21 protein-coding genes and 2 pseudogenes are annotated in these 26209 nt (G+C 65.6%); 6 read left to right on the top strand and 17 right to left on the bottom strand.

Features of this window, described 5'->3' with window-relative positions; all coding sequences use genetic code 11:
* Positions 1 to 681 precede the first annotated feature (681 nt).
* Complete coding sequence (locus tag BWI15_RS00190) at positions 682 to 1500, top strand: class I SAM-dependent methyltransferase (RefSeq protein ID WP_077012187.1); 819 nt, start codon at positions 682 to 684, stop codon at positions 1498 to 1500.
* A 607-nt stretch (positions 1501 to 2107) separates the two neighbouring features.
* Here the strand turns inward: BWI15_RS00190 and BWI15_RS00185 are convergent.
* The 5 genes from BWI15_RS00185 to BWI15_RS39170 all read right to left on the bottom strand — a co-directional run bounded on the left by BWI15_RS00185 (position 2108) and on the right by BWI15_RS39170 (position 6076).
* On the bottom strand, positions 2108 to 2311 hold the full coding sequence (locus BWI15_RS00185) for a helix-turn-helix transcriptional regulator (RefSeq protein WP_077012186.1): 204 nt from the start codon (positions 2309 to 2311) through the stop codon (positions 2108 to 2110).
* A gap of 372 nt (positions 2312 to 2683) precedes the next feature.
* A complete protein-coding gene (locus BWI15_RS00180; RefSeq protein WP_143465339.1) occupies positions 2684 to 3697 on the bottom strand; it encodes an ArdC-like ssDNA-binding domain-containing protein in 1014 nt (337 codons plus the stop codon).
* A complete protein-coding gene (locus BWI15_RS00175; protein ID WP_077012184.1) occupies positions 3694 to 5067 on the bottom strand; it encodes a hypothetical protein in 1374 nt (457 codons plus the stop codon). The genes BWI15_RS00180 and BWI15_RS00175 overlap by 4 nt, the downstream gene beginning before the upstream one ends.
* Positions 5051 to 5404, bottom strand: a complete 354-nt coding sequence (locus tag BWI15_RS00170) for a hypothetical protein (RefSeq protein ID WP_077012183.1) — start codon at positions 5402 to 5404, stop codon at positions 5051 to 5053. The genes BWI15_RS00175 and BWI15_RS00170 overlap by 17 nt, the downstream gene beginning before the upstream one ends.
* Before the next feature lie 513 nt (positions 5405 to 5917).
* Positions 5918 to 6076, bottom strand: coding sequence for a hypothetical protein (locus tag BWI15_RS39170; RefSeq protein ID WP_168197239.1), 159 nt, complete (start codon positions 6074 to 6076; stop codon positions 5918 to 5920).
* A 47-nt stretch (positions 6077 to 6123) separates the two neighbouring features.
* On the opposite strand from BWI15_RS39170, the gene mobF reads away from it, so the two are divergent.
* Both mobF and BWI15_RS39165 read left to right on the top strand, forming a co-directional pair.
* The gene (gene mobF, locus BWI15_RS00165; RefSeq protein WP_077012182.1) at positions 6124 to 9699 is read left to right on the top strand and encodes a MobF family relaxase; all 3576 of its coding nucleotides are present in this window, start codon (positions 6124 to 6126) and stop codon (positions 9697 to 9699) included.
* A gap of 859 nt (positions 9700 to 10558) precedes the next feature.
* A complete protein-coding gene (locus BWI15_RS39165; protein ID WP_168197238.1) occupies positions 10559 to 10870 on the top strand; it encodes a hypothetical protein in 312 nt (103 codons plus the stop codon).
* An 803-nt stretch (positions 10871 to 11673) separates the two neighbouring features.
* On the opposite strand, the gene BWI15_RS40420 is transcribed toward BWI15_RS39165, so the two are convergent.
* The 6 genes from BWI15_RS40420 to BWI15_RS00130 all read right to left on the bottom strand — a co-directional run bounded on the left by BWI15_RS40420 (position 11674) and on the right by BWI15_RS00130 (position 16600).
* Complete coding sequence (locus tag BWI15_RS40420) at positions 11674 to 11802, bottom strand: hypothetical protein (protein WP_269087149.1); 129 nt, start codon at positions 11800 to 11802, stop codon at positions 11674 to 11676.
* A 396-nt stretch (positions 11803 to 12198) separates the two neighbouring features.
* On the bottom strand, positions 12199 to 12891 hold the full coding sequence (locus BWI15_RS00150; protein ID WP_077012179.1) for a maleylpyruvate isomerase family mycothiol-dependent enzyme: 693 nt from the start codon (positions 12889 to 12891) through the stop codon (positions 12199 to 12201).
* A 26-nt stretch (positions 12892 to 12917) separates the two neighbouring features.
* Positions 12918 to 13763 (bottom strand): fumarylacetoacetate hydrolase family protein, encoded by an 846-nt coding sequence (locus BWI15_RS00145; protein ID WP_077012178.1) that lies wholly within the window; start codon positions 13761 to 13763, stop codon positions 12918 to 12920.
* Positions 13760 to 14863 (bottom strand): cupin domain-containing protein, encoded by a 1104-nt coding sequence (locus BWI15_RS00140; RefSeq protein WP_077012177.1) that lies wholly within the window; start codon positions 14861 to 14863, stop codon positions 13760 to 13762. Before BWI15_RS00140 ends, BWI15_RS00145 begins: the two co-directional genes overlap by 4 nt.
* 346 nt (positions 14864 to 15209) lie before the next feature.
* Positions 15210 to 16076, bottom strand: a complete 867-nt coding sequence (locus BWI15_RS00135; RefSeq protein WP_077012176.1) for an alpha/beta fold hydrolase — start codon at positions 16074 to 16076, stop codon at positions 15210 to 15212.
* Between the two features lie 188 nt (positions 16077 to 16264).
* On the bottom strand, positions 16265 to 16600 hold the full coding sequence (locus BWI15_RS00130) for a hemerythrin domain-containing protein (protein WP_083750475.1): 336 nt from the start codon (positions 16598 to 16600) through the stop codon (positions 16265 to 16267).
* 231 nt (positions 16601 to 16831) lie between these two features.
* Here BWI15_RS00130 and BWI15_RS00125 point away from each other — a divergent pair.
* Positions 16832 to 17239 (top strand): annotated as a pseudogene (locus tag BWI15_RS00125) (NADPH-dependent FMN reductase); the annotation flags it as partial.
* A 58-nt stretch (positions 17240 to 17297) separates the two neighbouring features.
* A pseudogene (locus BWI15_RS39945) lies at positions 17298 to 17551 on the top strand (IS481 family transposase); the annotation flags it as partial.
* Between the two features lie 168 nt (positions 17552 to 17719).
* Here BWI15_RS39945 and BWI15_RS00120 read toward each other — a convergent pair.
* From BWI15_RS00120 to BWI15_RS00095, 6 genes are all read right to left on the bottom strand, one after another.
* Positions 17720 to 18601, bottom strand: a complete 882-nt coding sequence (locus BWI15_RS00120; protein ID WP_202817529.1) for an amidohydrolase family protein — start codon at positions 18599 to 18601, stop codon at positions 17720 to 17722.
* Entirely contained in the window at positions 18598 to 19428 is an 831-nt protein-coding gene (locus BWI15_RS00115) for an HpcH/HpaI aldolase family protein (RefSeq protein WP_168197237.1), read from the bottom strand. Before BWI15_RS00115 ends, BWI15_RS00120 begins: the two co-directional genes overlap by 4 nt.
* 521 nt (positions 19429 to 19949) lie before the next feature.
* Entirely contained in the window at positions 19950 to 20396 is a 447-nt protein-coding gene (locus tag BWI15_RS00110; RefSeq protein ID WP_077012174.1) for a nuclear transport factor 2 family protein, read from the bottom strand.
* Between the two features lie 319 nt (positions 20397 to 20715).
* Complete coding sequence (locus BWI15_RS00105) at positions 20716 to 22434, bottom strand: FAD-dependent monooxygenase (RefSeq protein ID WP_077012173.1); 1719 nt, start codon at positions 22432 to 22434, stop codon at positions 20716 to 20718.
* A gap of 454 nt (positions 22435 to 22888) precedes the next feature.
* Positions 22889 to 24076 carry a DUF5624 domain-containing protein gene (locus tag BWI15_RS00100; RefSeq protein WP_077012172.1) on the bottom strand — a complete coding sequence of 396 codons (1188 nt, stop codon included), beginning with the start codon at positions 24074 to 24076 and terminating at the stop codon, positions 22889 to 22891.
* 4 nt (positions 24077 to 24080) lie between these two features.
* On the bottom strand, positions 24081 to 25172 hold the full coding sequence (locus tag BWI15_RS00095) for a hypothetical protein (RefSeq protein ID WP_077012171.1): 1092 nt from the start codon (positions 25170 to 25172) through the stop codon (positions 24081 to 24083).
* 85 nt (positions 25173 to 25257) lie between these two features.
* Here BWI15_RS00095 and BWI15_RS00090 point away from each other — a divergent pair, with 85 nt between their 5' ends.
* A complete protein-coding gene (locus tag BWI15_RS00090) occupies positions 25258 to 26169 on the top strand; it encodes a LysR family transcriptional regulator (protein ID WP_077012170.1) in 912 nt (303 codons plus the stop codon).
* Positions 26170 to 26209: the final 40 nt, after the last annotated feature.

Genomic DNA, 26209 nt, shown 5'->3' with positions numbered 1-26209 from the left:
CAATCGAGGCTAACACAAAACGTCCCAAGACGTCCCAACTCAGAGTATCGACGTCCTCACCGCCACGAGCAGTCTTGGGCTACGTCGACGAAGGGTCGGCGATCGGAGTTGGGAGTGAACAGTGAACGACCTCAGGCCGCCCGGCGACACGGACACGAAGCTGCGGGTGCGTGTGTGGTTCGGAGATCACCCGATCGCCGACTACACCGCCGCTCCGGAGGCCGCCCAGCGCTATGCAGAGTCGATGGGTCGCCGGTTCGCCAGCTGTCGGGTGTCTTGTGTGCCGATTCGCCCGACGCCTCGGTAGTCGTCGTTTGATCCGGCTGCGACGCCGGTGCGGCCAGCTGTGGGAAGCCTGGTTCGAGAGGCTGTGCTCGCGTTTCCGCCGCTGGATGGACGAAGACTAACCACAACCCGAAGAGCTGGCGGGATCGGTGGCCCCTCCGTCAGGTGTCCTCCTCACCGCCTGATCGCCGATCCCGCCACCGCAAGCCGGGTCTCTCAGCCGCTGGGTCCCCGTACTCCCCAACGCGCCCATGGCTGAGAGATCCGCCAGACCGGCGGGCGAACGTGTGATCCCTGCCCGCGTTCGCCCGCCGTTCCAACTTCGTACGCCGGCCGCTCGGGCCGGAACCCACCCGTTGCGGCCATCCCGTACGGCCGCCTCAATGAAGGACAGCTGTGACACCAACCAGAACGCTCGACGAGCTGGAGCGCTACTACACCAACCTCCACAACGAGGTCGAGCGGCTGAGCTCGACCGTCCGCGGTCAGTTCGAACGCCAACGCATGCGTGAGTTCCTGGCTCAGTACCTACCGTCCGCTCCGGCGAAGATCGCCGACGTCGGCGGCGGTCCCGGTGTCCACGCGACTTGGCTGACGCAGGAGGGGTACGAGGTCGAACTCCTCGACCGAGTCGAACGTCACGTCGACGAGGCGCGGGAGGCCGGCATCTCGGCGACTCTGGGTGATGCCCGGGAGCTTCCTTGGAAAGCCAAGAGCTTCGACGCCGTCCTGATGGCGGGCCCGATGTACCACCTGAGCGTGCGGGAACACCGGATCCTCGCACTTCAGGAGGCGGCCAGGGTTCTCCGTCCCGGCGGCCTGCTCCTGGTGGTCGCGATCAATCGGACTGCCTCTCTCATCGGTTCCGCGATCGCGAACACGCTGCACCAGCGGCAGAACATCGTCCGTGCCATCCTCGCCACAGGCTACAGCGACGACAACGATCGGATGCCGAACACGACGTACCACACGGTCGCGCAACTGCGGAGCGAGTTGTCAGAGGTGGTGTCGACGATCGGCATCCATGGACTGACCGGCCCAGGCGGTTGGCTGGCTGTCCTGGTCGACTCGTACTTCAGTGACAGCGACCTTCCACTGAGCTTGGCCGAGCACGACCCGCTGCAGACAGCCTTGACCAGTAGTCGGATGGCAGATGAGCTCCCCGACCTCGCGCACCCCAGTTCCCTGCTCCTCGGGGTGGCGCGGCGTGTTTAGTCTCGTCCAATTCGCGACCCGGCATGACGTTCCCCGACAAGCTGCGCGGTTCGCCGCCAACAAATGGCCTGTGGCCCGACTCGCTGTACGCCGTGGCGGCCAGTGCATCTGTCCGATCCGCGATTGCATCGAACCTCACCTCACGCTTCGTCCGCCACTCCTCATCACCCGAGCTCGTGACGCTGAACCTTTGTGGCGTGACTACGGCTGGGGCATAGCACTGGTCACTCATCACTACAACGTCCTTCGTCTGCCTGCCGCGTACGGCGCTCACGTCCACCAGGTGCTCGGCACCGCGTGCCCGACGGCCATCTGCAGAGCGACACGTGAATGGCGGTTCTTTGTTGCCCCGGGAGAACTCCAGTACGCCGAAGCCGCTGCCGTTGGTGGCGACCTCACCGCCGGCCCGTCCGCTTGGGTTCCGGCACCTGGGACCGAGGGCGAAGACGTAGACGTCTACCGATGGCTCGTCCCGCCACACCTCACCGGTTGGCGGCCGAGCAAGGACACCAACGCCATCCGCGCCGTACTCCGAACCACTGACTGGAACGCAGCCGACGCACCCTCGCGCGGTTGGCCGGAGATCCTCGCGAGGGTCCTCCGTTGATCACTCCGATTCAGCCTCCGGACTCTTCAACTTCTCGTTCCAGGCGATGACGTCGGCCGGGTCGTACCGAAGGTGGCGTCCCATCCGGCTCGCCGGCGGCCCATAACCCCTGGTCCGCCACCCGTACAACGTCCACTTCGGAATCTTCAGGTACGCCGCAACGCGCTCGATGTCCCAGAGCGGTTCATGGTTCGACTCGCTCATCTTCACCTCCCTTCCCAGCGGTCGTAGCGTCACGCCGACCACTACGGCGTGGCGCTTTTACGTTCGCGTGGGACGTCGGTTCCCCGCCGTCCGACTTCAGCAGCCGACGCATGTCCCGAAGCGACAGGCCAAGGATTTCCGCTGCCGCCTCTGCTGAGCCGCATACCTTCGACAGCTCGGCTGCTTCCCGCACTGACGTCGCTTCGGCGTTCGCAACCTTCTCGTCGTGGCGCTCGATCGCGAGTTCCCGTGACCGATTCGCTCGCTCCAGCGCGGTTCGTGCCCGCACCGCGCGTCCCGTCGCCGCCTCGATCCGCGCCTGACGCTGCCGTGCTCTCTTCAGCGCCGCGACTCTCTCGCTCCCACCCATCCTCAGAACCCCGGACCGTCCGGCGTCGGCGCGGCTACTTCCGGCACAAGGCTCAGATGCCTCGCCGGCGTCCTTCGACCCCTAGCGTCCGCGCGCTGTGAGGTGAGGTCGATCAACTCGCGCGCCATCCGCAGAACTCGCTCGCCCGTCCTCGGCACCACCCGCTCGGGTTCCGCGCTGTCGACCGAGGCAGCCCAGCCGGCGACGTACGGGAAGCTCTCCCCGTCGGTCTCCAGACCGTGATGCGCCAGCAGGATAAAGGCGACCGACTCCGCCTCAACCTCTCTCATCCCCCGGCACATCACACTGCCTGACGCAGCCACAGCGTCGGGGTCGTGCATCATCATGTGCGCGACCTCGTGGGCCAGCGTTGCGACCGCGCTCGCCTCCCCCAGCGAATCCGAGACAACGATTCGGCGCGCCTCGAAGTCGGTGAAGCCGTCCCTGCCCAACCGCCCGGTCGACTCAACCGAGAGCCGGAACCCCTCACCCTCGACAACTGTCGCCAATCCCTCCCACAGCCCCGCCGGCGCCGGACCTGCCAGGCGCGCAGAGCCCGGCGGCTTCGGCAGCGGCTCGCCGGCCGTCTGCGACACATCCCAGACATGGGCGACCCGAAAGCCGACCAATTGACGCCCAGGCCGCGCCTTCGCTGTCTCCGAGTCATCGGCCAACTCGTGGTCGGTGCGGCGGGTGACCTCCTTCTCACCTGTGACGATCTTGTTCGACCTCGAGAAGACCGGCGCGAAGATCCGAATCGCCTTCTGCCCCTTCACCACGCGACGCCCCAGGTGCTTCCACGTGTTCCAACCACCGACGAGCGTTGCGTCCGGCCTCTGCGCCGCGATCAGTACTGCGTTCCGGAAGCTGTACTCGTGGAAGGCCGACGCCGTCCTGAGCCATCGCTTCCAGTCGTCCGCCGTCCGGAGCTTGCGGATCTCGTCGACGAGCATCTCGTACAGCGCATCCACCGCCGACGTGGAGCGCTCCGAAGTTCCTGAGTCTGCAACGTTCATGGCAGCTCAACGGCCGGAGTCGGGTCGGGTTGATCGGGGCGCTGAGCAACAGCTTTGCGAGGCCGCCGCTTTGGATCCGGGCCGGCGATCCTCGTCGGGGACTCGAGCCGTGTCGGTCGGCGTTGCACGTCCGTGTGGGCGAGTTGACGGCACGCAAGTGCGGCTTCGCCTAGGAGGTCGACACCGGCAGCGAGAGATTCGGTGAGCTCGGGCACGAAGTCGATCCGCTCCACCCGCACCCAGCTCCGTTGGCGCCTCCCGATTGGTGCGACCGTCAGCTGCTGGTAAGCGGGATCGGCCCGGATGGCTTGGCTGCGGGAAACGAAGAGCCTTCCCGCGGTGACGAGGTCGAACACCGCCCGCTGCTGCATCACCGCAACTTGATGTGCTGAGTGGACGAGTTCGTCAACTGCCTCGAGAACAGCATCTGCTGTCCAGCGATCAGGAATCAGCTCCGCAGTCGACCGCAGTGCGCCACTCGGTAGAGCGACGGTACCCCGTACGGCCTCGTGCAACTCACGGAAGGCGAACTCTCCCGGCAGCGAGGTGGTGCCGCCCAAGTCCGAGACGTGCCGATTCCAGGCGGCCGTAGTTCGAATCGCGCTGGCATCAGTCCGACGCAGAGCTGTGTTCGCCTTCCTCAGTCGCAAGATCGCCGGGCCTCCGAATCCCAAGCGTTGTGCGGACGCACCGACCGCCCTGACGAGATAGCGACCGTGGCCCGCCGCAGTGCGCACCTGCGCGGTGATCGATCGAAGGTCTCGTGTCAGAAGGCTCTGGGCCGGGATCTCCTCGTGCAGACGCTGCCAGTGCGCTGCCGCGTGAGCGATTCGCTCGTAGGTCTCGGTGCTCGCGGCCGGCATGCTCGCAGCCAACCCTCCCAGAGCGCCCAGGAACGGACCGTTGCTCTCCTGTGCGACGATCGGCTCCAGTTCCCTTCTCGCGAATCGCAGATGTCTTGCCAGCGAGCGCTGCTCGACTGTGCGACGACGCCTGCTGACTGACGTCATCGCGTTCAAGGCCGAGCGCGCCGAAATCGATGCGATGTTTGCCACCGCAGCACGAGCCGCGACGAGAGACACCCGGTCGTCGAGCACCGAAGCCGTGACAGCATCCTGAACCGCCAGCAGGTCCGCAGCAGCACCTAGCGGTTGAGCCACGGCCATCAACGCCGGATCGCCATGAGCTGCAGGTTGCCCAACGTCCGGGATCTCCAGCTCGTACTTGAGCCAAGCCATCTGGCGACGAGTTGCCGCCAGGACAGCGGCCCACCCAGCGGCGACTTGGTCCGGATCCGTGCTGACGCGGCCGGCGGAGTCGACCGCACGGCGGTGTGCGACGGTCAGGAGGCCTTCATACGTCGCGCGCATCCGCGACCATCCGGATGTCCTTCGCCGCGGACCGCAATGCGTCCGCGAGCGCCAACCGCCAGCTCAGCCCCTCGATCGACACTTCGAACCGATCGACCAGGCCGGCCGCCTCGTCGAAGAGCGCGGCCGGGTCGTCAGCCAGTTCCCCGAGGTACGGCGCGTACGGCGTCACGCCCACGAGCTCGCAGACGCGGTAACGGCTGAAGGCGGTCATCGCCCAGGAGCCGTTAGGCTCTCTCGTCTCCAGCGCTTCGATGCTCGCCTCAGCGCGAGTCACCAGGTCGACGACATCCGTACGGGTCCGGTCCTCGCCACCCGGCATCATCGTGTTGTTCAAGGTGCTCCCCTTTCGTCACCAACAGGATTCGACGGTTCGTGGGGACGCCGGCCGCGGCACGGAAATCTGTGGATAACTCGCCGCGCCGACCGTACGCCGCGCGGGCTGCGCCCGCGCCCTGCGCGGCCCAAGAACCGAGTTCCTCTGCTCAACGGCTGTCGCTGCAGCCAACTGCACGGTCGACATCTGCCGACACGCGGAGTTGTCGAGTCAGGTCGTCGCATCGGCGAGTTGACGAGAGCCCGTTCCGGTCGGAACGGAAGTCACCGACACACTTCTTGCATTCAAGGCGTTTCAGCTGCCGATACGGCAGGTCATGGGTTCAGTGCCCGCGGCGTTGAAAGGCGTATGCGCGACGCGACGACCCCGCCAGCTACCTCATCCGCGAGCCCGACCGGCACCTGTTTCGAGTGCGGGGCGCCCTTCATCCGTCACCGTTCGACTCGCCGCTTCTGCTCGGACCCGTGCCGCGTCCGGAGCTGGCGTCGCCGCCGCACGATCCAACCAGCTACGTCAGAAGACGACACGGCGCTCCTCCAGCAGATCGAAGAACTCCGCGTCGCGATATTGGACCACTGCGAATCCCAGTCGCAGTGTCAGCGCGATGGGCTGGAAGTCGTGCTCCACCAGGTTGCCGAGATCCGGACCGGCGCCCAGAGCCTCCAGACCCACAACGTGCTTCTGCGGGAGCAGTTGGCCAAGGACTTTCGCAGGTCTTCGTGCTGAGCATCCACCGCCTCAGCGCCGGCGACGGATACAAGTATCTGCTCAAGCACATAGCGGCAGCCGACGTCGATCGGCGAATGGCAACCCCACTCACGGCGTACTACGTTGCCGACGGCTACCCACCCGGCCGATGGCTGGGTGCCGGCCTTCCAGGACTTGCCGACGGACAGCTCAAACGCGGCGACGAGGTCACCGAAGAACAGATGGCTGCGCTCTTCGGAAGAGCCCAAGACCCAGTGACCGGTCAGCACCTCGGCAACCCATTCCGCGTGTACCAGTCGTTCGAGGAGCGAGTCGCGAAGCGTGTCGAGTCGCTCGATCCCACCTTGTCCGCCGACCAGCGAGAGGCAGCCATCGACGAGATCCGTCGAGCGGAATCACGCGAAAAGCCACGTCAAGCAGTCGCAGGATTCGACATCACCTTCTCCCCTGCCAAGTCGGTATCAGCGCTGTGGGCGACGGCCGACGTCGGCACCAAGGAACAAGTCGCCACGGCACACTACGAGGCGGTCGAGGACGTCCTGGCGATCGTCGAACGGCAAGCTGCGTTCAGCCGAACCGGCGACGGCGGCATCGCCCAGATCGACGTCCACGGCGTGATCGCCGCCGCCTTCGACCACTGGGACACCCGCAGTGGCGATCCCCAACTCCACACCCACCTCGTAGTCGCGAACCGCGTCCAGGGCACGGACGGCAAGTGGCGAACTCTCGACGGCAAAGTGCTCTTCCGGGCAGCGGTGGCGCTCTCCGAGATCCACAACGTGCTGCTGGCCGACAATCTCACCCGCCGGCTCGGCGTCGACTGGGACCTCCGGGACCGCGGAGAACGCCGCAACCCCGCGTTCGAGATCACCGGCGTACCGGACGAACTGATCCGCGAGTTCTCGTCACGCAGCGACCAGATCGAGTCGAACCTCGCGGCACTCCTTGCTCATCGCAACCAACCACCGACACGGCGCGAGATGTACGTCCTACGGCAACAAGCCACCCTCATGAATCGGCCACCCAAGCACCTGGCTCAGCCGCTGTCGGTCCTTATGTCCCAATGGCAGGCTCGAGCAGACAATGCCCTCGGCGATGACGCCCGAGCCGGTCTCGCGAAATGCCTGGAGCAATCCACGGAGCGCATCCTCACCTCGGCTGATCTCAGCGCGGAGACGCTGGATGCGTACGGCGCAATCGTCGTGCTCGCACTGCAGAGCAAGCGCGCGACTTGGAACCGCTGGAACATCAGCGCCGAGGCCGCACGTCAAACCCGACTGCTCCGGCTGGCCACGACCGAAGATCGCATGACCGTCCTGCACGCCATCGCCGACCGAGCCGAACAGCATTCGATCAGCCTCACCCCAGGCGATCTAGTGAACTTGCCCGGCGAACGACTCGACGGCGAAAGCGTCTACCGAATCCACAACGGCCAGATCTTCACCTCACCAGTCGTGCTCGGAGCCGAGAGCCTGCTTCTCGACCTCGCCAAGGATCTGACCGGACCAGCCATCGCCCCCACCGCGCTCGTCCCATCGCCCGGACTCAGCCCTGACCGTCAGCAAGTACTCCACCGGATCGCCACCAGCGGACAACGCCTCGAAGCCCTCGTCGGCCCCGCCGGCACCGGCAAAACCAGCCTCCTCGCGGCCCTCAGGACCTCCTGGGAACAGACCCACGGCCCCGGAAGCGTCGTCGGAATCGCTCCATCCAGCGCAGCCTCAGAAGTACTGTCCGACAGCCTCGGGGTGACCACCGACAACCTCGCCAAGTGGATCCACGAGGCCGTCGGACTGGGCGCCGAACAGCGACAGCGCCGCATCGCACACCTCGAACGAGCCGCCCACCTTGCCGCCAACCTCAAACGCAGACGCCACCAGCAACGCCTACTCGGCGACCTAGCAGCCGTACGCGCGGAAGCCGACCGATGGCGCCTCCGCGAGAACCAGCTCGTCATCATCGACGAAGCCTCCATGGCCGGAACCATGGAACTCGCCACCCTCGCCCGGGAGACTTCGAAGGCAGGCGCGAAACTTCTTCTCGTCGGCGACGACGCCCAACTCGGAGCGATCGAAACCGGCGGCGCCTTCCGCCTCATCGCCAAGGAAACCCAAGCCGCCCAACTCACCGAAGTCTGGCGCTTCAACCACGCCTGGGAACGCAAAGCCAGTCTCGCCCTCCGCAACGGCGACGAATCCGTGATCGACATCTACCAGGCACACGATCGACTGACCTCCGGCACACCTGACGAATGCGAAACCAAGGCCTACACCGCCTGGCTCAACGACGTACGCGCCGGCCTGACCAGCCTCCTCATCGCCGCCGACAACGCCACCGTCACCCGCCTCAACAACCGCGCCCGCCTCGACCGAATCCTCACCGGCGAAGTCGAACCAAACGGCACACCACTCCACGACGGAACCCAAGCCGGCGTAGGCGACCACATCGTCACCCGCCTCAACAACCGCCACCTCACCTACGGCCCCAACCAATTCATCCGCAACGGCAACCGTTGGACAGTCCTCCGCCGCTGGGACGACGGATCCCTCACCATCCAAAACGCCGACCTCAACACCATCACCCTCCCCGCCGACTACGTCGCCAACTCCGTCGAACTCGCCTACGCCACCACAGCCCACCGCGCCCAAGGCTCCACCGTCGACACAGCCCACCTCATCGTCACCGAACGCATGACCAGACCCCTCTTGTACGTCGGCATGACCCGCGGCCGCGAAACCAACAACGCCTACGTCGCCACCCACGAACCAGACGGCGACCTCCACGAACCACACATCACCCGCTCCAGGGAAGAAGTCCTCCACGACGTCCTCGAACAAGACACCACCGAGCGATCAGCCCACGAGATCATGCAGTCCGAACTCGAAAACGCCACCCGCCTCGACTACCTCGTCCCCATCCACGAACACCTCTGCCAGATCGCCGCCGGCCAGAAATACCGCTCCACCATCGACAACTCAGGCCTCGACCCAGCCGACCGCGCCGCCGTCCGAGCATCCGCCGCCTACGGCCCCCTCCTCGCCGCCCTACGCCGCGCCGAAGCCGCCGGCCTGGACCCCAACGTGACCCTGCGTCGTGTCGTCGAGCGCCCATCCCTAGCCCACGCCCGCGACATTGCCGCAGTCCTCCACGCGCGCATCGAGCGCGTCGTCCTACGGAACGAGCGTCGCCGCAGACAACCTCTCCAACGGGTCGCGGGTCTGATCCAGCCATCCACCGCGATTACCGACCCGACCTTCGTCGCCCCACTGCGGGAACTGGAAAACCTCATCACCCAGCGGGCCGTGTGGTTGGCCGAGCGGGCCGAAGAGCTCGCTCCGGCCTGGTACGGGGCACTCGCTAAGCAACTCGCGGACCGTCCGCAGGCAGAACACACCACGATCGTTCGCGACATCGCTGCATACCGCGAGAGATACGACATCCGCAGCCCCGACCCACTCGGGCCGCAGCCAGCTATCCATCAACTGGAGCAAACGCTCCTTAGATCCCGCCTGCTCAAAACGATCCGCCTGGAAGGAGAACCACGTCATATCGACAGTTCACCCGTGCCTCCACACCGCACCCCGTAGCGCCTGCCGGGTCACGACGCACCGGACCCCGGCCTGGGCCGCTCGCCGGCGACCGCAGACGCGCTCGCCCGGAGAGCGCAGATCCAGTAGCGGCCACCGCGCCCGAGTACCTCCCGGCGCCGGCGCTGTCTGGCACTGCGCTGCTCGTGCTGACCGCGACGAACCGGCGCCGCCCGGCGGCCAACCTGGTGATGGCGGCAGCTCGCCAACACCTTGAAGGCGATCCACGACGCGCACGTCGCGCGCGGCGAGATGAAGCAGGCACTCGTCCTGGCGGCCACCCACGCGGCCAGCTGGGTGAGTTCATGAACACTCTGCCGACGACCGCCCGACCACCGCGGGCACGAGCGAGACCGTGTCATACGGCCAAGGCGACCGTCCCGAGCAGGTCGCCAGCGTGGTTCAGGACCAGCCGGGGGGAGGAGCTGGTCGCGGCGCAGACCGTGGTGTCCGCGGTTGGTGCCCAGGTCGCCGAGGGCTGGCGCGCCGACCCGGCATGGCCGGCGCTGCAGACCCGGATCGAGCAGCTCACTGCCGACGGTCTGGACGCGGTCACGACCGTCCGCGCGCCTACGAGTGGCGGCCGTTCACGACCGCTCAGTTCGACGTCCAGGTGACGACGTGGCGCCTCGACATGTTCGTCGCCGACGGCAAGGCGATCCCTGTCGGCGAACGTCGCTCCGGACGCGCAGGCGGGCCTCGACACCCTGCGCGCAGCCAGCCGGCAGGCCCTCGAGGCCGCTGCGCTCTCGCCCCTGCCCAATCGGATTGACAAGCCCGCGAGCCGTGACCGTGCGCTGCCTGGGCGACCCCGGCCGGGCGCGGTGGCAACGACACCGAGATCGGAGACTGACACCTGATGGACCAAGGCGATGGGATGGACGAAGAGGTCAACGCGCTCTTCCGCACCGCCATCACCGTCGCGGCGCTGCTGGCCGAGCACATCGCCCGCCGCGTCCAGGAGCAGGCCCGGGAAGCCGAAGCGGTCGCCGAGCAGCACGCCGCGTACCAGGCCCGGATCGACGCCGAACGCGCCGCCGTCCGCGCCCGGCTGCAGCCGGTCCTCGACGACAACTGGTGGCGCCGGGTTCCCCCCGGACGCATCGGTACGGCGCCGACGAATGCGTCAACGACGGCCTGTTCGCCACGGCCGGCCAGACCTTCCGCGTGATCGCCCGGCCCGTCGACGTCGGCGGCGGCGTATCTGGCCATCGTCGACCTGGTCGCGGGCCCGGTACCGACCGACAGCTCATCGCCCAGCTCCAGGTCGGCCGGCGCCAGTAGTCGCCTGATCCACCCGACACCGTCCTTGATCGGCGTAGCGTCGATGCCATGCCGAAGATGCAGACCGAGAACCCGAGCCCTGACCCCTCGGCGACCGACGGAGCGTGGCTACGAGCCAGGCCCACCTGGTGTGCCGGCGCTGCGGAGGCCTGGTGGCTCCCCCCGGGGCGCCGCCGCGCATAACGAGCACCACGGGAAGATCGAGGAACTTGACCGCCGCAAGGCGGGACAACCTCCCTGGACACCACAGCTAGTGCTGGAGGAGCAACTCATCGTGCGCAGGATCCTGGTGTACAGCATCGCGATGTGGTCGGTGATCGGCGACTGGCTCGGTGCTGTCGGCACCGTCGGCGCCGTGGTGGTGGCGCTGTGGAGTACGAGGTGGGACGGCGCGATCGGAAGCTGCGCGCCAGCAGTGAGAACTCGAGCTGCAGACTTTCGCCACAGCGAGCATGGTCACGGTGGAGGCCCGATTCGAAGACCCCGAGAACTGGCAACTGCACAGCAATGACATTCGCGACATCAGGGTGACCATCCGCAATCTGAGTACGGAGCCGATCCTCTATCCCCGGCTGGAGTTCTTCGCGCACCCGGTTGCTGGGGGCCGGGGCAACTGGGACTTCTGGTGGCGCCCGGGTACGACAACCCGTCATCGTCGGTGGAGAAGGATGTCCTCGGGCCGGGTGAGGACTACCAGTTCTTCGTCGACGTGAAGTTCGATCCCCAGCTCATTGGTGGGTGGACATTGCGGGCACGGTCGAGAAGTTCGCCGACGCCGACGCGCTGGCCGCCGAGCTGCAGCAGCGGCAGGCTGAGCATCGGGCGCAGCTGGCCAAGGCGGAGCAGCAGCGCGGTGAGCAGGAGCGGCGCCGGGCGAGAGGCCGACCAGCGCGCCCCCCAGGCCGAGCAGGCCAAGGTCTACACGCCGAGGCCGAGGCGGCGCGGATCGCGCAGGCCGCCGCCGAGACGAGCAGCGCACGGCCAGGCCGGTTGCCGCGGCTGCCGAGATCAGCCTCGGGTCGGCGCCGTGGGCGAAAACGCTGCCATGGAAAGTTCTTTCGCGCCTGCCAGACCAACGCCCTCGCCCGGCGAACCTAGTCAACGACGACAAACGGCGGATCGCGATCGTGACCTGGACCGAACGGACGTACCATCGCCGCAGACGGAAGTCGGCCTGTGAACTAAGCTTTGTCCCCGCAGTCTGATCGCGTCGGTTCACAGCCAGGCCGGTAGCCGAGGCCAGGATGATTGTCGTGCGGCCGTCGATCGTCCGGCCAGCCAAGCGGTGATTTCGGAGAGTGGGCCCTCAATTTCGACGACTGGTCCCTTGCCGCTGATGCGCAGCTGGAACTCCTCGCCCCGGTCGACGGAGTCGATGATTACGTTGGGATTGCCCTCCAACGACCTCTTCGCGCAGATGTCAACGGCTAGAGCCCGGCAAAAGGCCGCGGGCAGGTCGAAGAATTCCGGACCTGCGTTGAGATCAATGGTATGGACCAGGACCTCGCGGCTGCGCAGCCAGGGTAGTTCGTCGGCAGGCACGGTTCGTCCCTGTCCGGTGATGACGAGACAATGCCATTCGGTGTCCGATAGCTGATCCATTCCAGCCTCGAGATCCTGGGCCGAACTCTGCAACCAGGTCCGCAGCTGCGATGTGGGCAGGGAAGCACCCAGCTTGATTTCGGCGTCCCGCTGGTCGGCCGAAGCGTACATGTGTTGCTCGACGGAGGTGTGGGCCCAGCTGACCAGCCGACCTAACGCGTCGGCGTTCGCAGCCAGGTGTGCGATGACGTGTCGGCGGGTCCACCCGGGCAGTCGGCTGGGCTCGTCGAGCTCCTCGTCGTCCAGGCTGGCCACAGTCTTCTCCAGAAGCCTTGTGCCGGCTGTGACCCACTGGCGGGTTCTCATGCGGTGAGGTGCCGGCGGGTTTGCGGTCACGACCGACCAGCTTCTGCGATGGTGGGATTAACCGCGTGACCGAGCCCGGCGATGCGGGTGGTAAGGATGTCCCCGGCGCGGAGGTACACCGGCGGCTTGCGGGCGTGCCCGACCCCGCCGGGTGTACCAGTCGCGATCACATCGCCCGGCTCGAGCGTCACGATCGTAGATATGTACTCGATGAGCGCGACGGGGGGGAAAACGAGGTCGGAGGTGTTCGTCTTCTGGACGATCTGACCATTTACCTCGCAGCTGATGTCAAGCGCCGGACGCACGCCGCCGGGCAGTTCGTCGGGCGTGACTAGGTACGGACCGAACGGCGTGCTCGACTCCCAGGTCTTGCCCTGCAACCACATCGGAGTCCGGTACTGCCAGTCGCGCATCGTCACATCGTTGAGTACGGCGAATCCGGCGATGGCTGCGCTCGCCTCCGCGGTCGTCGCCCGCCTGGTCGCGGCGCCGACGACGACGGCGAGTTCGGCCTCCCAGTCAACCGCGTCGCTCTCGGGCGGAAGCAGGATTGGGTCGCTTGCACCGATCAGGGCCTCGCGGTACTTGCTGAACAAGGTCGGGTAGGACGGGATCTCGCGCCCCATCTCCAAAATGTGCGTCCGATAATTCAATCCGACACAGATGATCTTGCCCGGGCGGCTGACGAGCGGAGCGAACTCGGCCTGGGCCAGCGGGTAGCGGCCGTGGTTCTTGCTGTGCGCCGCCTCCTGCCAATTCGGTTGCCGGAGCACCTCGTCGACATCGGCGAGGCCGAGGTCGACGAGGGACTCACCCTCTAGACGAACCGCCCGGGTGATGTCGCGATCGATGCGGACGGTAGCGAGCTTCATGCGTTGACCTCCAGGTCAGGTCGGCCGGTACCGAGGTGAAGAGCCTCGAAAATTGGTGCGTCGCTGAACCGGAAGAGGTCTAGGCTGCCGGAATCCGAGTCGGTGGAGCCGGCTTCGGAGCGGAAGCGATAGGACGTCCACGAGGGTACGACGAACAGATCGCCGCGCACCACGGACCATGTTTGATCGCCGACCGTAACGACGCCGCTGCCGTCGAAGACCTGGAAGACCGAGGAGCCGACCTCCTCCCGCGGTGCAGTGTCCTGGCCGCGCTGGAGCCTGTGAACCTCGGCGCGGATGGTCGGTAACACGTCGCCGCCAGTAGTCGGATTGGTGAACCGGACCGCCGCATGGCCGGGCTCTAGCACGCCGGGGAACCCTTCCGACGCCAACTCGAGCTGATCGCGCAGAGCGTGGTCAGTGTCGGCCCAGCGATAGGCCAGCAACGGCGAGCCCGTCGTGCGCTGATCAACGGCGACGGGCCGTAGGCCCGGATGACCCCAGAGTCGCTCCGACCGCGACCGCTCGGGCGTGGTCCGTTCCGCATCGCTGACCGAGTCGCGCCCGAACTGAAAGAATTGCGCATCCACCGCGTACTGGAATGGGATGTCCAAGCCGTCGACCCACGCCATTGGGGTGGCGGCCTGGTTGTGGTGCGCGTGCCAATTCCAGCCGGCCTGGGGAAGGAAATCGCCGCGCCGCATCGCGACCGGGTCTTGACCGACGACCGTCCAAACGCCCTCGCCCTCGAGGACGAAGCGAAAGGCATGCTGGGTGTGCCGATGCTCGGGCGCATCCTCGCCCGGCATCAGGTACTGGATCGCCGCCCATAGTGTCGGGGTCGCGAACGGGCGCCCGCCCAGCCCCGGGTTGGCCAGGGCGATGGCTCGGCGTTCGCCGCCGCGTCCGACCGGAACGAGTTCGCCGGCCCGCTCCGCCAGCTCGAGCAGGTCTTGCCAGTGCCAGCGATGCGGGATGGCTGTGGGCGTCGGCTGAACAGGCATCAGGTCATCGACGGCGGTCCATAGCGGCGAGAGCCATTGCTGCCTGAAGCCTCGGTACAGCTCATCCAGTTCAGGCGTGAGCGCGGACTTTGTCATCACGTTCACCTTTCATGTGGCGTCGAGTCTGAGTCGGCTTGGCGAGGAGATCGGTCGGCCATTGATGAGGCGCCGATGCGGGCCATGCGGCGGTAGCGACGAGTCGACTACCGGCGGATCGCTCCTCAATTTCCGCGCCATAGCTGGCGCGACTCCGTCGGCGACGGTTGCGCCGGCCGTCGCGCGCGATCTCAAGGCGGCGTTAGGCCGGGCGAACGCGCTCGGAGAGGATCGCGGCGCTCGATTCGTGGTGCGTCGCTGCGCCCGAACTACGGTACGGGACAGCGGTCCACATCGCGTCTGTGACCCCGGTGGCACCAATAGGCGGCGGCGCATCTGGTGCTCCTCACGCGTAGGCGTGAAGACCGAGGCTCACGGACAGCTCCGAGACACTGAGCAAGTGCTGCGCGATCAGTAGATTGGTCAGCTGCGGGCGGGTGGCGAAAACGAAGTGGTCGGCGGAGGGCAGCTCGACCAGCCGAGATCGGCGGATGTGCTGACGCAGGTAAAGCCCAACAGCGGATGGCACCTCCTGCCCCATGGTGCTGACCAGCAATAGGGTGTCGGCCTCTATCAGGGCCAGATAACGGCGGTCGTCGTCGTAGGCAATGCCCTCAAAGAAGCCGAGCAAGGTGTCGAGGCCAGCCCGCAAGCTCATCGTGCGGAACCATTGCTGGACCTCCGTGGCGTCGGCCGGGGACAGGTCGCGAAAGACTAGGTCGCGGTCGAGCACGGCGTCCGTGATGGCCTCGATCCCACCCTTCCGCCCGGCGTCGACGAAGTGAGCGATGCCAGCCTCGTCGAAACCCCACGGCCATCCGGGGCCGCGACGGAAGCGGGGCGAGCCATTGATCACGATCAGCTTCGCCACCTGGTCGCGGTGGATGGCCGCATAGCGCATCGCGACGTGTCCGGCGGAGGCGAATCCAACCAAGGCGATCCGAGTCAGTTCCAACGCATCGACGAGCGCGGCGATGTCCTCGACATAGAGCGCCGTGACGTCAGGGGTGTCGCGCGGGATCTTGTCGGAGCGGCCGTAGCCGCGCAGATCGAGCCATATGTTGTCTGTGTGCTGGTCGAAGTAGAGGCGTTGTTGTTCCCATGAACTCGAGTCCAGAGGAAGCCCGTGGAGCCAGATAACGGTGAGCTCCCCCTGTCCGCTGCGCTGGTAGGCCACGCGCCCGCCCGGCCGTTCGACAAACTCGTACTCCACTACTGCTCCTTCATCGATCTAGGATGCGCTGCTGTCCATGAAACGGTCCCGAGATGACCACCGCAAGCAAGCTCGTGTGATCGTTGATGACGTCGTGAGTTAGCAATACTTACGTGGTCCCGCGTAACTCAATCGGCGGCGTCTGTGTTGCCGCGATTGATAGCTTCCCGGAGCGTCGCGTGCCCTGCTTAGGTCAGGCGAGCTAGGGGTTCGATGAGCTCTCGTTCCTCGTAAGCCAGGTGTGACAGCAACGCGTCACTGAGGACGTCAAGGGCGGCTCGTACTTGTTCTAGTCCATCCGGCTCGCTGACTAAGGCGACGAGGGCGCGGTCGAGTTCTTCGAGCAAATCGTGAACGACTAGGTGCTCTTCCTTGAGGCGGTCGATCACTGGGCGAAGCCGGGGATCGCCTCGCTCAAGGTCAGGGAACATTGAGGCGTCTTCGATGGTGTGGTGCATCGTCAGAACGCGGCAGTAGCTCTCGCAGTAGGTGCCAAGCGTCCAGTTGTTCTGGCGCATCGTCATGGCGTTGATCTGCGAACGGGCTCGGCTCGGACCGAGCTTGCCCTGGGCAACCTGATTGAAGCCTCACGCGTGGCCTCTTCGGACTCAACGGTGTCGGTCCCGATATCGCCGGTCAGCTACGGATCTACTACGGGCTACGCCAGCCCGAAGTCCAACTACCCGCCCAAATCGGACCTCCATCGGAGGATCCCGTCACTGGCTCGGGCGAAGCCATTCAACAAGGAGAACATCATGACCAAGATCGGCATCATCATCGGCAGCACCCGGCCCGGCCGCAACGGCGAAGCGGTCGCGAAATGGGTCTACGAACAGGCCTCGCTGCGCAGCGACGCCAACTTCGAACTCGTCGACCTGCTTGACTTCAACCTCCCGCACCTCGACGAGATCATGCCGCCGTCCTTCGGCCAGTACGCCAACGAACACACCAAGAGGTGGGCGGCGAAGATCGCTGAGTTCGACGGATTCGTGTTCGTAACGCCGGAATACAACCACTCGACCTCGGGCTCGCTGAAGAACGCGATCGATTACCTCTACGGGGAGTGGAACAACAAGGCCGCGGCCATCGTGTCCTACGGTTCGCTCGGAGGCACCCGTGCGGCCGAGCACCTGCGGCTCATCCTGGGTGAACTCCAGATCGCTGACGTCCGCAATTTCCCGACGCACAGCCACCGCTACGAACACCCTATCCAGGATCACTGTCCATATCGACGTCAGGAAACTCGGCCGGATCCCCGACGGCGGCGGCTGGAAGATCCACGGCCGCGCCGAGCGGCCCGGCACCAAACGCGGTGCCGGCTACGACTACGTCCACACCGCGATCGACGACCACTCCCGCCTGGCCTACACCAAGATCCACGACGACGAAAAGGCCCCACCTGCGCAGCATTCCTGACCCGCGCAGCCGCCTTCTACGCCACCCACGGCATCACCGTCGAACGCGTCCCGTCCGACAAAGAACTACCGCATCGCCCGGATCTTCCTCGACACCGCCGCCGACCGGGGCATCCGTCGTTGGAGGGTTCCTAGACAGCTCTACTCACCACGGCGGGAGGTCCTCGACCATCAAACACTTCACCTCGTGTCGCCACGATCTCGATCAATGAGGGCCCGGCCAGACAACTAGTTGTCGAAGAACAACTGCGCCGGTCCGTCGACCAAGATGCGCTGGCGGTCCGCTGGATCGGGCGCCCAATCCTGCAGGAGGTTCAGCACCTCACCGGTGTCGCGCTGCCCATTGGGTAGGTGCGGCCAGTCTGAGCCCCAGATCAACCGGTCGGGACGAGCCTGCACAAGGGCCCGACCGATCGGCTCGACGTAGGACAGCGGCTTGGTTTTGGCAATCCGGTAAGGACCAGAGAGCTTGATCCAGCAGTTCCCACCCTCAAGCACGCGAAGCAAACGATCGAAGTCGTCTGGGGTGAGCCCGTCGCCCTCAAGCATGTAGCCCATATGATCGATCGTGAAAGTTTCTTCCAAATCAGCGAAGAACGGCAGCAGATCACGGACGATCGTGCCCGGAGTGTAGAACTGTAGATGCCATTGCCGGCGTCGTACCCGGACCGCCATCTGCCGCACGTACTCGATGATGTCGCTCGTTGGCCAGTTGGCCCGCGCGAATAGGTCGAGACGGATCGCTCGCACGCCTAGCTCGTGGTAAGTATCCAGCTGAGACTCGTCCAAGCCCTCGTCGAGTCGAATCACGGCTCGGCACCGCTGCGGGCCGACTCGCCGCAACACATCGAGGGCCAGACTGTTGTCACTGCCGTAGAAGGTGGGCTGCACGTAGACCATTCGCTCAAACCCGAGGAACTCCGACAGCCGCAGGTATTGTTCCAGCGTGCCCTCGGGGAAGGTGTACAGGGGCTCTGAGACGTGCGGGTAGCCAGCCTCAAACACGTGGAAGTGGCTATCTACAGCCCCGGCAGGCATCGTGAACGCCGGACGCGTGTTGGATTCCGCCGCTCGCATCGGGGCGGTCTGGAGAATCTCAGTGCTGCTCATCGCTGGTCTTCCTTTCGAGTCGCATGAGCGGAGAACCGGAACCAGGTGCTGATGCGCTCCACTCGCGACTGCGCGCCGGAATACAAGATGTCGCTGTCGGTCCCGGTGAGCTGAAGGGGGCAGATGCCCAGCGGCATCAGCGTGTCGAGGATCGTCACGTCGGAGATCCCGCCGAGCATGAGGAGCTTGCCGTGTCGGCGGCAAGCTTCAGCCACCGTCGCCACCGCGTCGTACATTCTGGGGTGGTCGAAGCGGCCGGGGATTCCGAGTTCGGCGCTCAGGTCATTGGCACCGATGGCCAGCAGATCGACGCCGTCCACGGCCGCAATTGCCTCGGCATTGGCCACTCCAATCGGTGTCTCGACCAGGATGACCACAACGGTCGCGTCGTCCAGCCTCGGGTTCAGCTCGGTGGCGGGCAACGGATGCATGCCAAGTTGCGGAACCATCGCCAACTGTGAGCGTTGCCCGCGCGGTGCGAACCGGCAGGCCCGCGCGATCAATCTCGCCTCCTCCGCGGTCTCCACCCGTGGCGCGATGATTCCCTGAGCGCCGCCGTCGAGCAGTCGCCCGATCGCACCGTATTCGCGCTCGGGGATACGAACAAAGGGCAATATGCCCAGATCCGCGGCCGTGGCCGCGAGTTGCGCGGCGACGTCGATCGACATGCTCGAGTGCTCGAGATCGATCATCACGGCCTCGTGCCCGGTGGCCCGGGCGATGCGCACGGCGTCGGGGGTACGGGCGCTGCGGAGCCCCATCATCATCGTCAGATTGCCGTCTCTAAGTCGATCGAGGAACAGGTGCGACGACGCGGGTGTGGCCATGTCAGTCATGGTTGTTCTTTCCTGAGTGGCCGACTCAGATGAGGACGCCGGCTAATGACCAGTTGGATATTAAGAACTGTAAGGGCGGCACTTCGTGGTGTCTAGGGACTCTCGAGCGCTGATGACCAATCCGGCTCTGGAACCACAGGCAGACCACGAGGTGACTCGATGCAGTCGGCGATGCAACGCGCGAGGCCGTCGGACTACCGCGGTCCGCTGTCTAGTGATTGAAGGCAACGGTCCGGTCAGCCGCCGTACGCTTGGTCAACTCGCCGTGTGCGCAGTCACCGGCAATGATCGGGTGCACCCTGATGGTCAGTGTCTGGGGCGATTGCGATGCCGCTGGTCAGTCGCCGCCGGAGTAGCCTGACGGTGTGGGCAGCTAGGGCGTCCGCGCACGTTGATGATGCCGGCGACGTCAGCTGCCGATCGGACAGTGGCGAGCCCCCTCCGCGCCGGCGGCGGACCCAACTACGATCGCTACTTTGCCCGATAGCCAGGTGCCGGCCTTCGGCTCAGTCTCACTTGGACGGCTCGGGCCTCTCGCGGGGCCAGGGGTAGCGGTCGGCATCGGCGTGGCCGTAGTCGGGATCGAGGTAGGTGTACATACGAATGATCTTGTTGTTATTGACCTCGAAGACGCTGCAGAAGCGCCCGCCGATACTGGCTTTGCCGTCCCACTGCCGGCCGTCAACCGTCTCTCCCTGCGTGGTGCCCTCGACGATCACGACGGTGCCGGCATGGTGGAGACGAAAACTTTCGACGTGGTGCTCGAGGCGCTTGACGATCGTGTGGAGACCGTGGCCGAGGCTCATCAGGTTCTCGGCGCCCTGTGCGATGCCGAACTTGGGGAAGTAGACCTCGGCGTCCGGCGCGAACAGTTCGAGCGGGTTGCGCAGCTTGCGGCCGTCGACGACATCGAAGTACTCGCGGACGAGAGCTTCGCGGCTCTCATTGGTATCGGGCATGGTCTCACCTTTCTCGCTATCTAGTGCGCCGACCATGTCATGCTCCGTGCCGACGCGGGGTGCGCTGTCGCCGGGTCTCCTCCGCTCCGGGTAAGGTGGTCGACGGCGGCCTTGGTCGCTGCATAGACAGCCCGACCGGGCGCCGCTCTTGGTCGAGGACAGACTCCACATTGATGATGCTCCGCCGCGGGTTCCCAGCGCCCGAGCTGCGGCCGAGCGACGAACAGGACCGGCGAGGTCGACGGCGAACGGTGACCGCCGAACGCAAGATCTCCCTGCGCTCGCTGTCGGCTCAGTCCAGCTGGGCGGCGAAGCGGCTTCAGATGTGGCTCCGTCGGCCAAGGACAATGTCGAGGACGTCGGCGACAGCCTGGTCGGGGTCCTGAGGTCGAGAGACCCAGCGAGCCGCGACGTGACCGTCAGGACGCACGAGCACGGCGCCGCCAGTGGTGAGTTCGTAGACCTCACGCCAGTTCCCCGGGTCCGTGGCGTCGGCGAAGTCGCCGAAGTTCAAGCCGCTGACCGGTGGTTCAGGCCAGATGGCGTGCACCCTGATGCTCAGTTGGCGCTTGTCCCCGCCCGCACGGGCTGCGGCCGTCCACGGTCCGGCATCGCCGGCCGTCAACAGGGTCCACCCTCCCGTCGTCAGTTCGATAGTGGAGATCACTCGGCCGTCGGCTCCCTGGACCCGCGCGTGCGGCGCCCGAGCCCCGGGCCGGGCAGTGCGCCGGTACTCGGTGATCGTCGAGTCGCGCCGCGGACTCCCGTCGTCGACGAGGGCCGCGCTGCGGTAGACGTGGCCGAATTGCTGCCCCAGCGAGTGGAACTCTTCCCGCAGTTCGCCAAGCCCGGCTGCCATCTGGATCCGGAACTGTTCTCCTTCGGGTGCCGCTAACAGGGCAAGAACCTCAGGAGCCGCGAACTGGGCCGAGGCCTCTTGCTGGCGCTTGGCGTTGATCATGCACTGCTCGGCGTTGAAGACTGCTACCGGCCGCCGTTCGGCCTCATAGGTGTCCAGCAAGCTGTCCTCTGCAAGTCCGCGCAGCACAAGATCAAGTTTCCAGGCGAGGTTGTGTGCGTCCTGAATACCGCTGTTCATCCCGAACCCGCCGTCAGGCGGGAATCGGTGTGCCGCATCCCCGACCAGGAACAGCGGGCCGGCCCGAAACCGGTCTGCAACAGCCATATCCACCTTCCATGGCATGGTGCTCCGGATGTTCGGCTTGAGGTCTGGTATGCCGACGGCTGCGCGCACCAGCGCGCGGCACCGCTCGCTGTCGTAGTCCTCGGCCGTCTCGCGATCGGACATCGCCACGCTGTAGACCCAGCGGGTGTGGCCGTCCATCGCGATCATGATGCCTTGGGTCTGGACGTTGTTGACAAACCACAAGATGTTGGGCCGCATCCGAGTCACCGGCGTGAGGTCGGCGTGGAAATAGATGTTGAGCCGCCTGGCCAGCGGCAGCGAACGCTGGATGTCGATGCCGGCCATCGTTCGCAGCTGGCCCGAGGCGCCGTCGGCACCCACCACATAGCGGGTCGTGATCGTCTCCTCGCGTCCGTCGTGATCGCGGACGTCGAGTTCGGCTCCTCCTGCGACCAGCCGAAAGCCGACAACTGTGCGTCCCAGTTCCAGGCTGACCTGCCCGCCGTAGGCCCGCAGAGCTTCGAGCAAGCGGGTCTCAACTCGGTCCTGCGCGACGCTGACCAGGCGCTCAGGCGAGTAGATCTCGGCCGTTGTCTCGTCGATGTAGTCCAGTCGTCCGAACTCGTCCTTGCTCATATCGGTGACCCATCCGAACGATGAGCTCAACGCCGTTGGCAACCCGTCCTCGCGCACTCCATTGGCGATGCCCCACGCCCGGAAGAGTTCCATGGTGCGGGCATTGACCACGTGCGCCCGCGGCTGATCGGACATGGCCGTCCGCCGTTCCAGCACACGGATTTTCACACCGGCTCGCCCGAGCTGCAACGCCGTGCACAGCCCGACCGGGCCCGCGCCGACGACGACGACGTCGGGAATGTTCGTCTCCAGCATTTGCCGCCTCCGTGAGGGGTTCTCTGTTCGATCGCACCGGCGCGCCCAAACTCCTGAAAGTTCTCACCCACTAGGCGGGACGGCATCATCGGCTCGGAGTGAAGTGTGGCGGGACGCTACGATCACATCGACTTGCAGGCTAGATCGCCACCGGCTGCCTGCAGGAGACCCACCCTGAGGCGGGCCATTGAGATCACCACCGACAAGTAGGTCGCCTTGTTCTCGCCCCCTGTCCTATGGGTGCGGTCAGAGCTCGCCGAGGTGTCGATTCAGGGGGCTCCGCCGCCGGACAGGACGCGGCTCAGTCCACTCGATTTCCATGTGAAGCGTTCTCTGCCCTGGTGTGGTCCCGGGCTGGCAAGCCCCGTGCCTAGGTGAGCGACGATCTCCGCCAGATCGGCGCTCACCTTGATGCCATCGCTAGATCCTCTCAACCGCAGATCGCCGACTTGCGTCAACCGCGGGAAGTTGCTGGCTGTGCTGGGTAAGGCTCGCCGTCTAGCCCGGGCACGGTGACCGCCCTGGGATCGTTGTCGTGCTCGATGAGCTGCCCACTGGCGTAGTCGGTGATCGCCGACGAGAGCAGCTGACGGGGGTCCTCCAGCACGATCCGCAGCCGGGCCGTCATAGCGAGCCAATCCTGCGGATCCCTGATGGCCGGCATGTCGCTGATGGTCTTCTGGCCGTCGACGATCGTGGTTTCGCCCCAAGGGCGTGGGTGATACTCGGGGTAGCCGTCGAACATCTTGGGGCCGAGGTGGGCCACCGAGACCAAGCCCGACCAGAGCTGCCGGTACTGCTGCTCGAACGTGGCGATCACCTCGCCGTTCTCCCCGTCGTAGGTCGGGAAGACGGGCACGTGCGGAGCGATCAAGAGACTCGTGTCGGGAAGCCGATGGCGGGAGGCATCGTCGATGATCCCGGCGATGCTGTGGGTTTCCCGGGTGACCGCCCCGGTCGGCTTTCCGGTCCGACCGACCATGATCACCATGGTTCGTTCCCACGGCAGCTCAAGCTGGTCGAACCAGCTGATCGTGCGATGCGCAATGTCGAGGCCGGTGAGGAAGAAGGTGGCGATCATTACCCGGTTGAAGGGGACGGGAAGCGCGAAGGCTGATGGCCCTTCCAGGTAGTCGCTGCGCAGCGTCTCGGGTCGGAGGTAGTCGGGATTTGTCAACGCGCGCGTTACGTAAGCTTCGGTAAGATCGCACGAATAGTCGACAAGCGAAGCGATCGCCTCCTCCCGGCCGGCGAACGCCGACACTGCGATCTGGTCTCGCCACAGCTCGACAGAGTTCGCCCGGCGGGCGCGCTGCACGGCGCGGATCAACCGTTCAGCGTCGGCACGCCACAGGCCGTTCGGCTCCAGTTCCTTCATGGTCATCAGCGACGCGACCGCCGGGCCGAGGTGGGAGATGCCGGCCAGCTCCTTGAAGCCGCGGCTGCCGGTTCGAATGGCCTGGATCACCGGTGGCCGTCCGCCTCCTGGGAAGACCGCAATGTCGGTTCCGGAAGCGACGATGAGCGGCTCGTCCTGGGTCGCTTCAGCCGTCGTTGCATTGAAGTGCGCGGCAATGCTGGTCGGGGAGGCGGCGTAAGTGGTGAACAGGTCCACCAACTCCGGGCTCTCAAAGGCTGTCATTGGATCACCTGTCAATCGTGAGGGAGTAAAGGACGGTGGCGCTGGCGAAGCGGACATCTGAAGCTAACGAGTTTGAGACGACCATCCGGTAGTCGTCGCCAACCTTGCTGACCACTGCGTCGGTCCCACCCGTGGTCTCGAACTCGGCCACGGACACCAGTTGACCCTCGTCGAACGCGTAGATCTGCGAGGCGACCTCCGGCCGTGGCTCGGAGCGGTTTCCGAGAATCATGTTGATCCGAACCACGAACAGCTGACCGTCGTCCTCGAAGACGGTCACCTCTCGAGCACCGAGTCCATCCAGCTCCTGAACGTCAACGAACGTCGTGCCGTTCCAGCGCAGCAGTCGGGACACGTCCTCGAGGCAGGCGACGACCAGATAAAGGTCGCCATCGCGGGTGAAGCTGGTAAAGGCGCGTCCGGCGCGCTCGGCCAGCTGCTGGTGGACAACGAAGGACTCGCCGTTCCAGCGGTAGAGCATGCTGGGGTCGACGTGGTCGGCGTGGGCGAGGTAAGTGGTGCCCTCGATCTCGAAGGCGTGCCAGTTGTAGGCCCAGCGTGACGGGATCGCCTGGAACTCCACGAATGAACTGCCGTTCCACTCGTAGATCATCGATGCTCGGTTCTGATCCTCGAACCCGGGCAGAATCGTGCCTTGGGCCAGCCCGAGGAAGTGCCGCTGTCCGATACGCCAGTGCTTCCACTGTTTGGCGGCGAACGTTGGCACCGATTGGAACGGCACAAATTGACCGTCCTGCCAGGTCATGATCTGTGATTCGACACTGAACTCGTAAGGTCCGGACCCACGTCGGATGCTGGCCAGGGCGAGAAAAGCCTGGCCTCCGATGGTGAAGAACTCAGCGTCCTCGCCCCCTGGCGCGGACAGCGTCGAGAATGGTTCGTAGCGGCCGCCGACCTCGCGCAGTAGCAACACGTCAGTATTGCTGTCTCCCCCCATCATGCCCGGGGGCTGACCCGGAATGTCCTTGGCCAGTTGAGGGATCGCCAATAGACGAAGTCCGTCGAGCTCGATGAGCTCGACGGCCCGAGCGCCGTTCGTGGCGATCCGCTGGAGTTCGGTGATCGTGACCTTCATAGCGGCCAGGATGATTCTGTCGACGGTCCGCGGCAAGTAAACTGGCGTGACGATACGAGACGCGTGACGTAAGTCGGGGTGACGCATGCTGGATGTTCGGAAGCTGGTACTGCTGCGCGCAGTAGCAGACGAGGGTTCTATAGCCGCCGCAGCCCGTTCACTGAGCTATACGCGGTCGGCCGTATCGCAACAGCTGTCCGCGTTGGAGGCCGAGATCGGGATCAACCTGGTCGATCGCAAGGGCAATCAGATCACCCTGACCCCGATCGGGCACGCGTTGGTGGAACACACCGAGCGGATCCTTGTCGCGTTGCGGGCGGCCGAGGCCATGCTGGACGTCGAAACTGGGACCGTCGGCGGTCTGCTCCGCGTCGGCGTCCCGTTTCGCGAGGGGCCCGTGATCATGCGGGAGGCACTGACCGAAATGCGGTCGCGGGTCCCCAGCCTGGAGATTCAACTGCTGGCGACGACCGACGACACGGCGGCCGAAGAAGTGCGCCGGGGCGCTCTCGACATGGCCATCGTGTCTCGTTTCGGCCCAACTCGACCACGTCGCAACGCCGGACTTCGCGAGTGGACTCTTGGTGCTGACCCACTGCGCCTCTGCGTTCCTAGCGATCACCGGCTGGCCGACCGCGAGAGCTGCACGATGGTTGAACTCAGCGAGGAGTCCTGGATAGCCAGTCAGCACACGCCCCTTGGCCGACTGACCGTGACGCTGTGCAACGCAGCCGGCTTCGACCCTATGCTCGCGGCCGTGGTTGATGATCTCGGTGCCGCGCTCGGCCTGGTGAGCATCGGATGGGGTATCACCATCGCCCCGCAGCTCACTCCGGTCTCCCCCGAGTCCTCGCTGCGCCGGATCCGAATCCGTGGGATCAACACGACCCGGAAGAGCGTGCTGATCGTACGCGACGGCGAGTTCCTGTCGCCGCGGATCGCCGCTGCGGTGGCTGCGGTCCGCGAGGCTAGCGGGCGCAGTAAGCTGGGCGGCTAGCTCGGCTTCTTCGTCGTTCGTTTACGGGCCCTCGGGGCTG

The organism is Kribbella sp. ALI-6-A (genome assembly GCF_001984195.1).
Classification (GTDB): domain Bacteria; phylum Actinomycetota; class Actinomycetes; order Propionibacteriales; family Kribbellaceae; genus Kribbella.
Note: the sequence above shows the minus strand (reverse complement) of the source record. Positions and strands in the feature narration are given on the sequence as shown.

Bases quoted from the DNA above. Each gene is read 5' to 3' on its own strand.
- BWI15_RS00150 (WP_077012179.1), bottom strand. From the start codon at position 12,891: ATGAGAACCCGCCAGTGGGTCACAGCCGGCACAAGGCTTCTGGAGAAG.
- BWI15_RS00095 (WP_077012171.1), bottom strand. From the start codon at position 25,172: ATGAAGGTCACGATCACCGAACTCCAGCGGATCGCCACGAACGGCGCT.
- BWI15_RS00110 (WP_077012174.1), bottom strand. From the start codon at position 20,396: ATGCCCGATACCAATGAGAGCCGCGAAGCTCTCGTCCGCGAGTACTTC.
- BWI15_RS39165 (WP_168197238.1), top strand. From the start codon at position 10,559: ATGGACCAAGGCGATGGGATGGACGAAGAGGTCAACGCGCTCTTCCGC.
- BWI15_RS00105 (WP_077012173.1), bottom strand. From the start codon at position 22,434: ATGCTGGAGACGAACATTCCCGACGTCGTCGTCGTCGGCGCGGGCCCG.
- BWI15_RS00180 (WP_143465339.1), bottom strand. From the start codon at position 3,697: ATGAACGTTGCAGACTCAGGAACTTCGGAGCGCTCCACGTCGGCGGTG.
- BWI15_RS00130 (WP_083750475.1), bottom strand. From the start codon at position 16,600: ATGACGATGCGCCAGAACAACTGGACGCTTGGCACCTACTGCGAGAGC.
- BWI15_RS00140 (WP_077012177.1), bottom strand. From the start codon at position 14,863: ATGACAAAGTCCGCGCTCACGCCTGAACTGGATGAGCTGTACCGAGGC.
- BWI15_RS40420 (WP_269087149.1), bottom strand. From the start codon at position 11,802: ATGCTCAGCCTGCCGCTGCTGCAGCTCGGCGGCCAGCGCGTCGGCGTC.
- BWI15_RS00115 (WP_168197237.1), bottom strand. From the start codon at position 19,428: ATGGCCACACCCGCGTCGTCGCACCTGTTCCTCGATCGACTTAGAGAC.
- BWI15_RS00185 (WP_077012186.1), bottom strand. From the start codon at position 2,311: ATGAGCGAGTCGAACCATGAACCGCTCTGGGACATCGAGCGCGTTGCG.
- BWI15_RS00090 (WP_077012170.1), top strand. From the start codon at position 25,258: ATGCTGGATGTTCGGAAGCTGGTACTGCTGCGCGCAGTAGCAGACGAG.
- BWI15_RS00145 (WP_077012178.1), bottom strand. From the start codon at position 13,763: ATGAAGCTCGCTACCGTCCGCATCGATCGCGACATCACCCGGGCGGTT.
- BWI15_RS00175 (WP_077012184.1), bottom strand. From the start codon at position 5,067: ATGCGCGCGACGTATGAAGGCCTCCTGACCGTCGCACACCGCCGTGCG.
- BWI15_RS00120 (WP_202817529.1), bottom strand. From the start codon at position 18,601: ATGAGCAGCACTGAGATTCTCCAGACCGCCCCGATGCGAGCGGCGGAA.
- BWI15_RS00100 (WP_077012172.1), bottom strand. From the start codon at position 24,076: ATGACAGCCTTTGAGAGCCCGGAGTTGGTGGACCTGTTCACCACTTAC.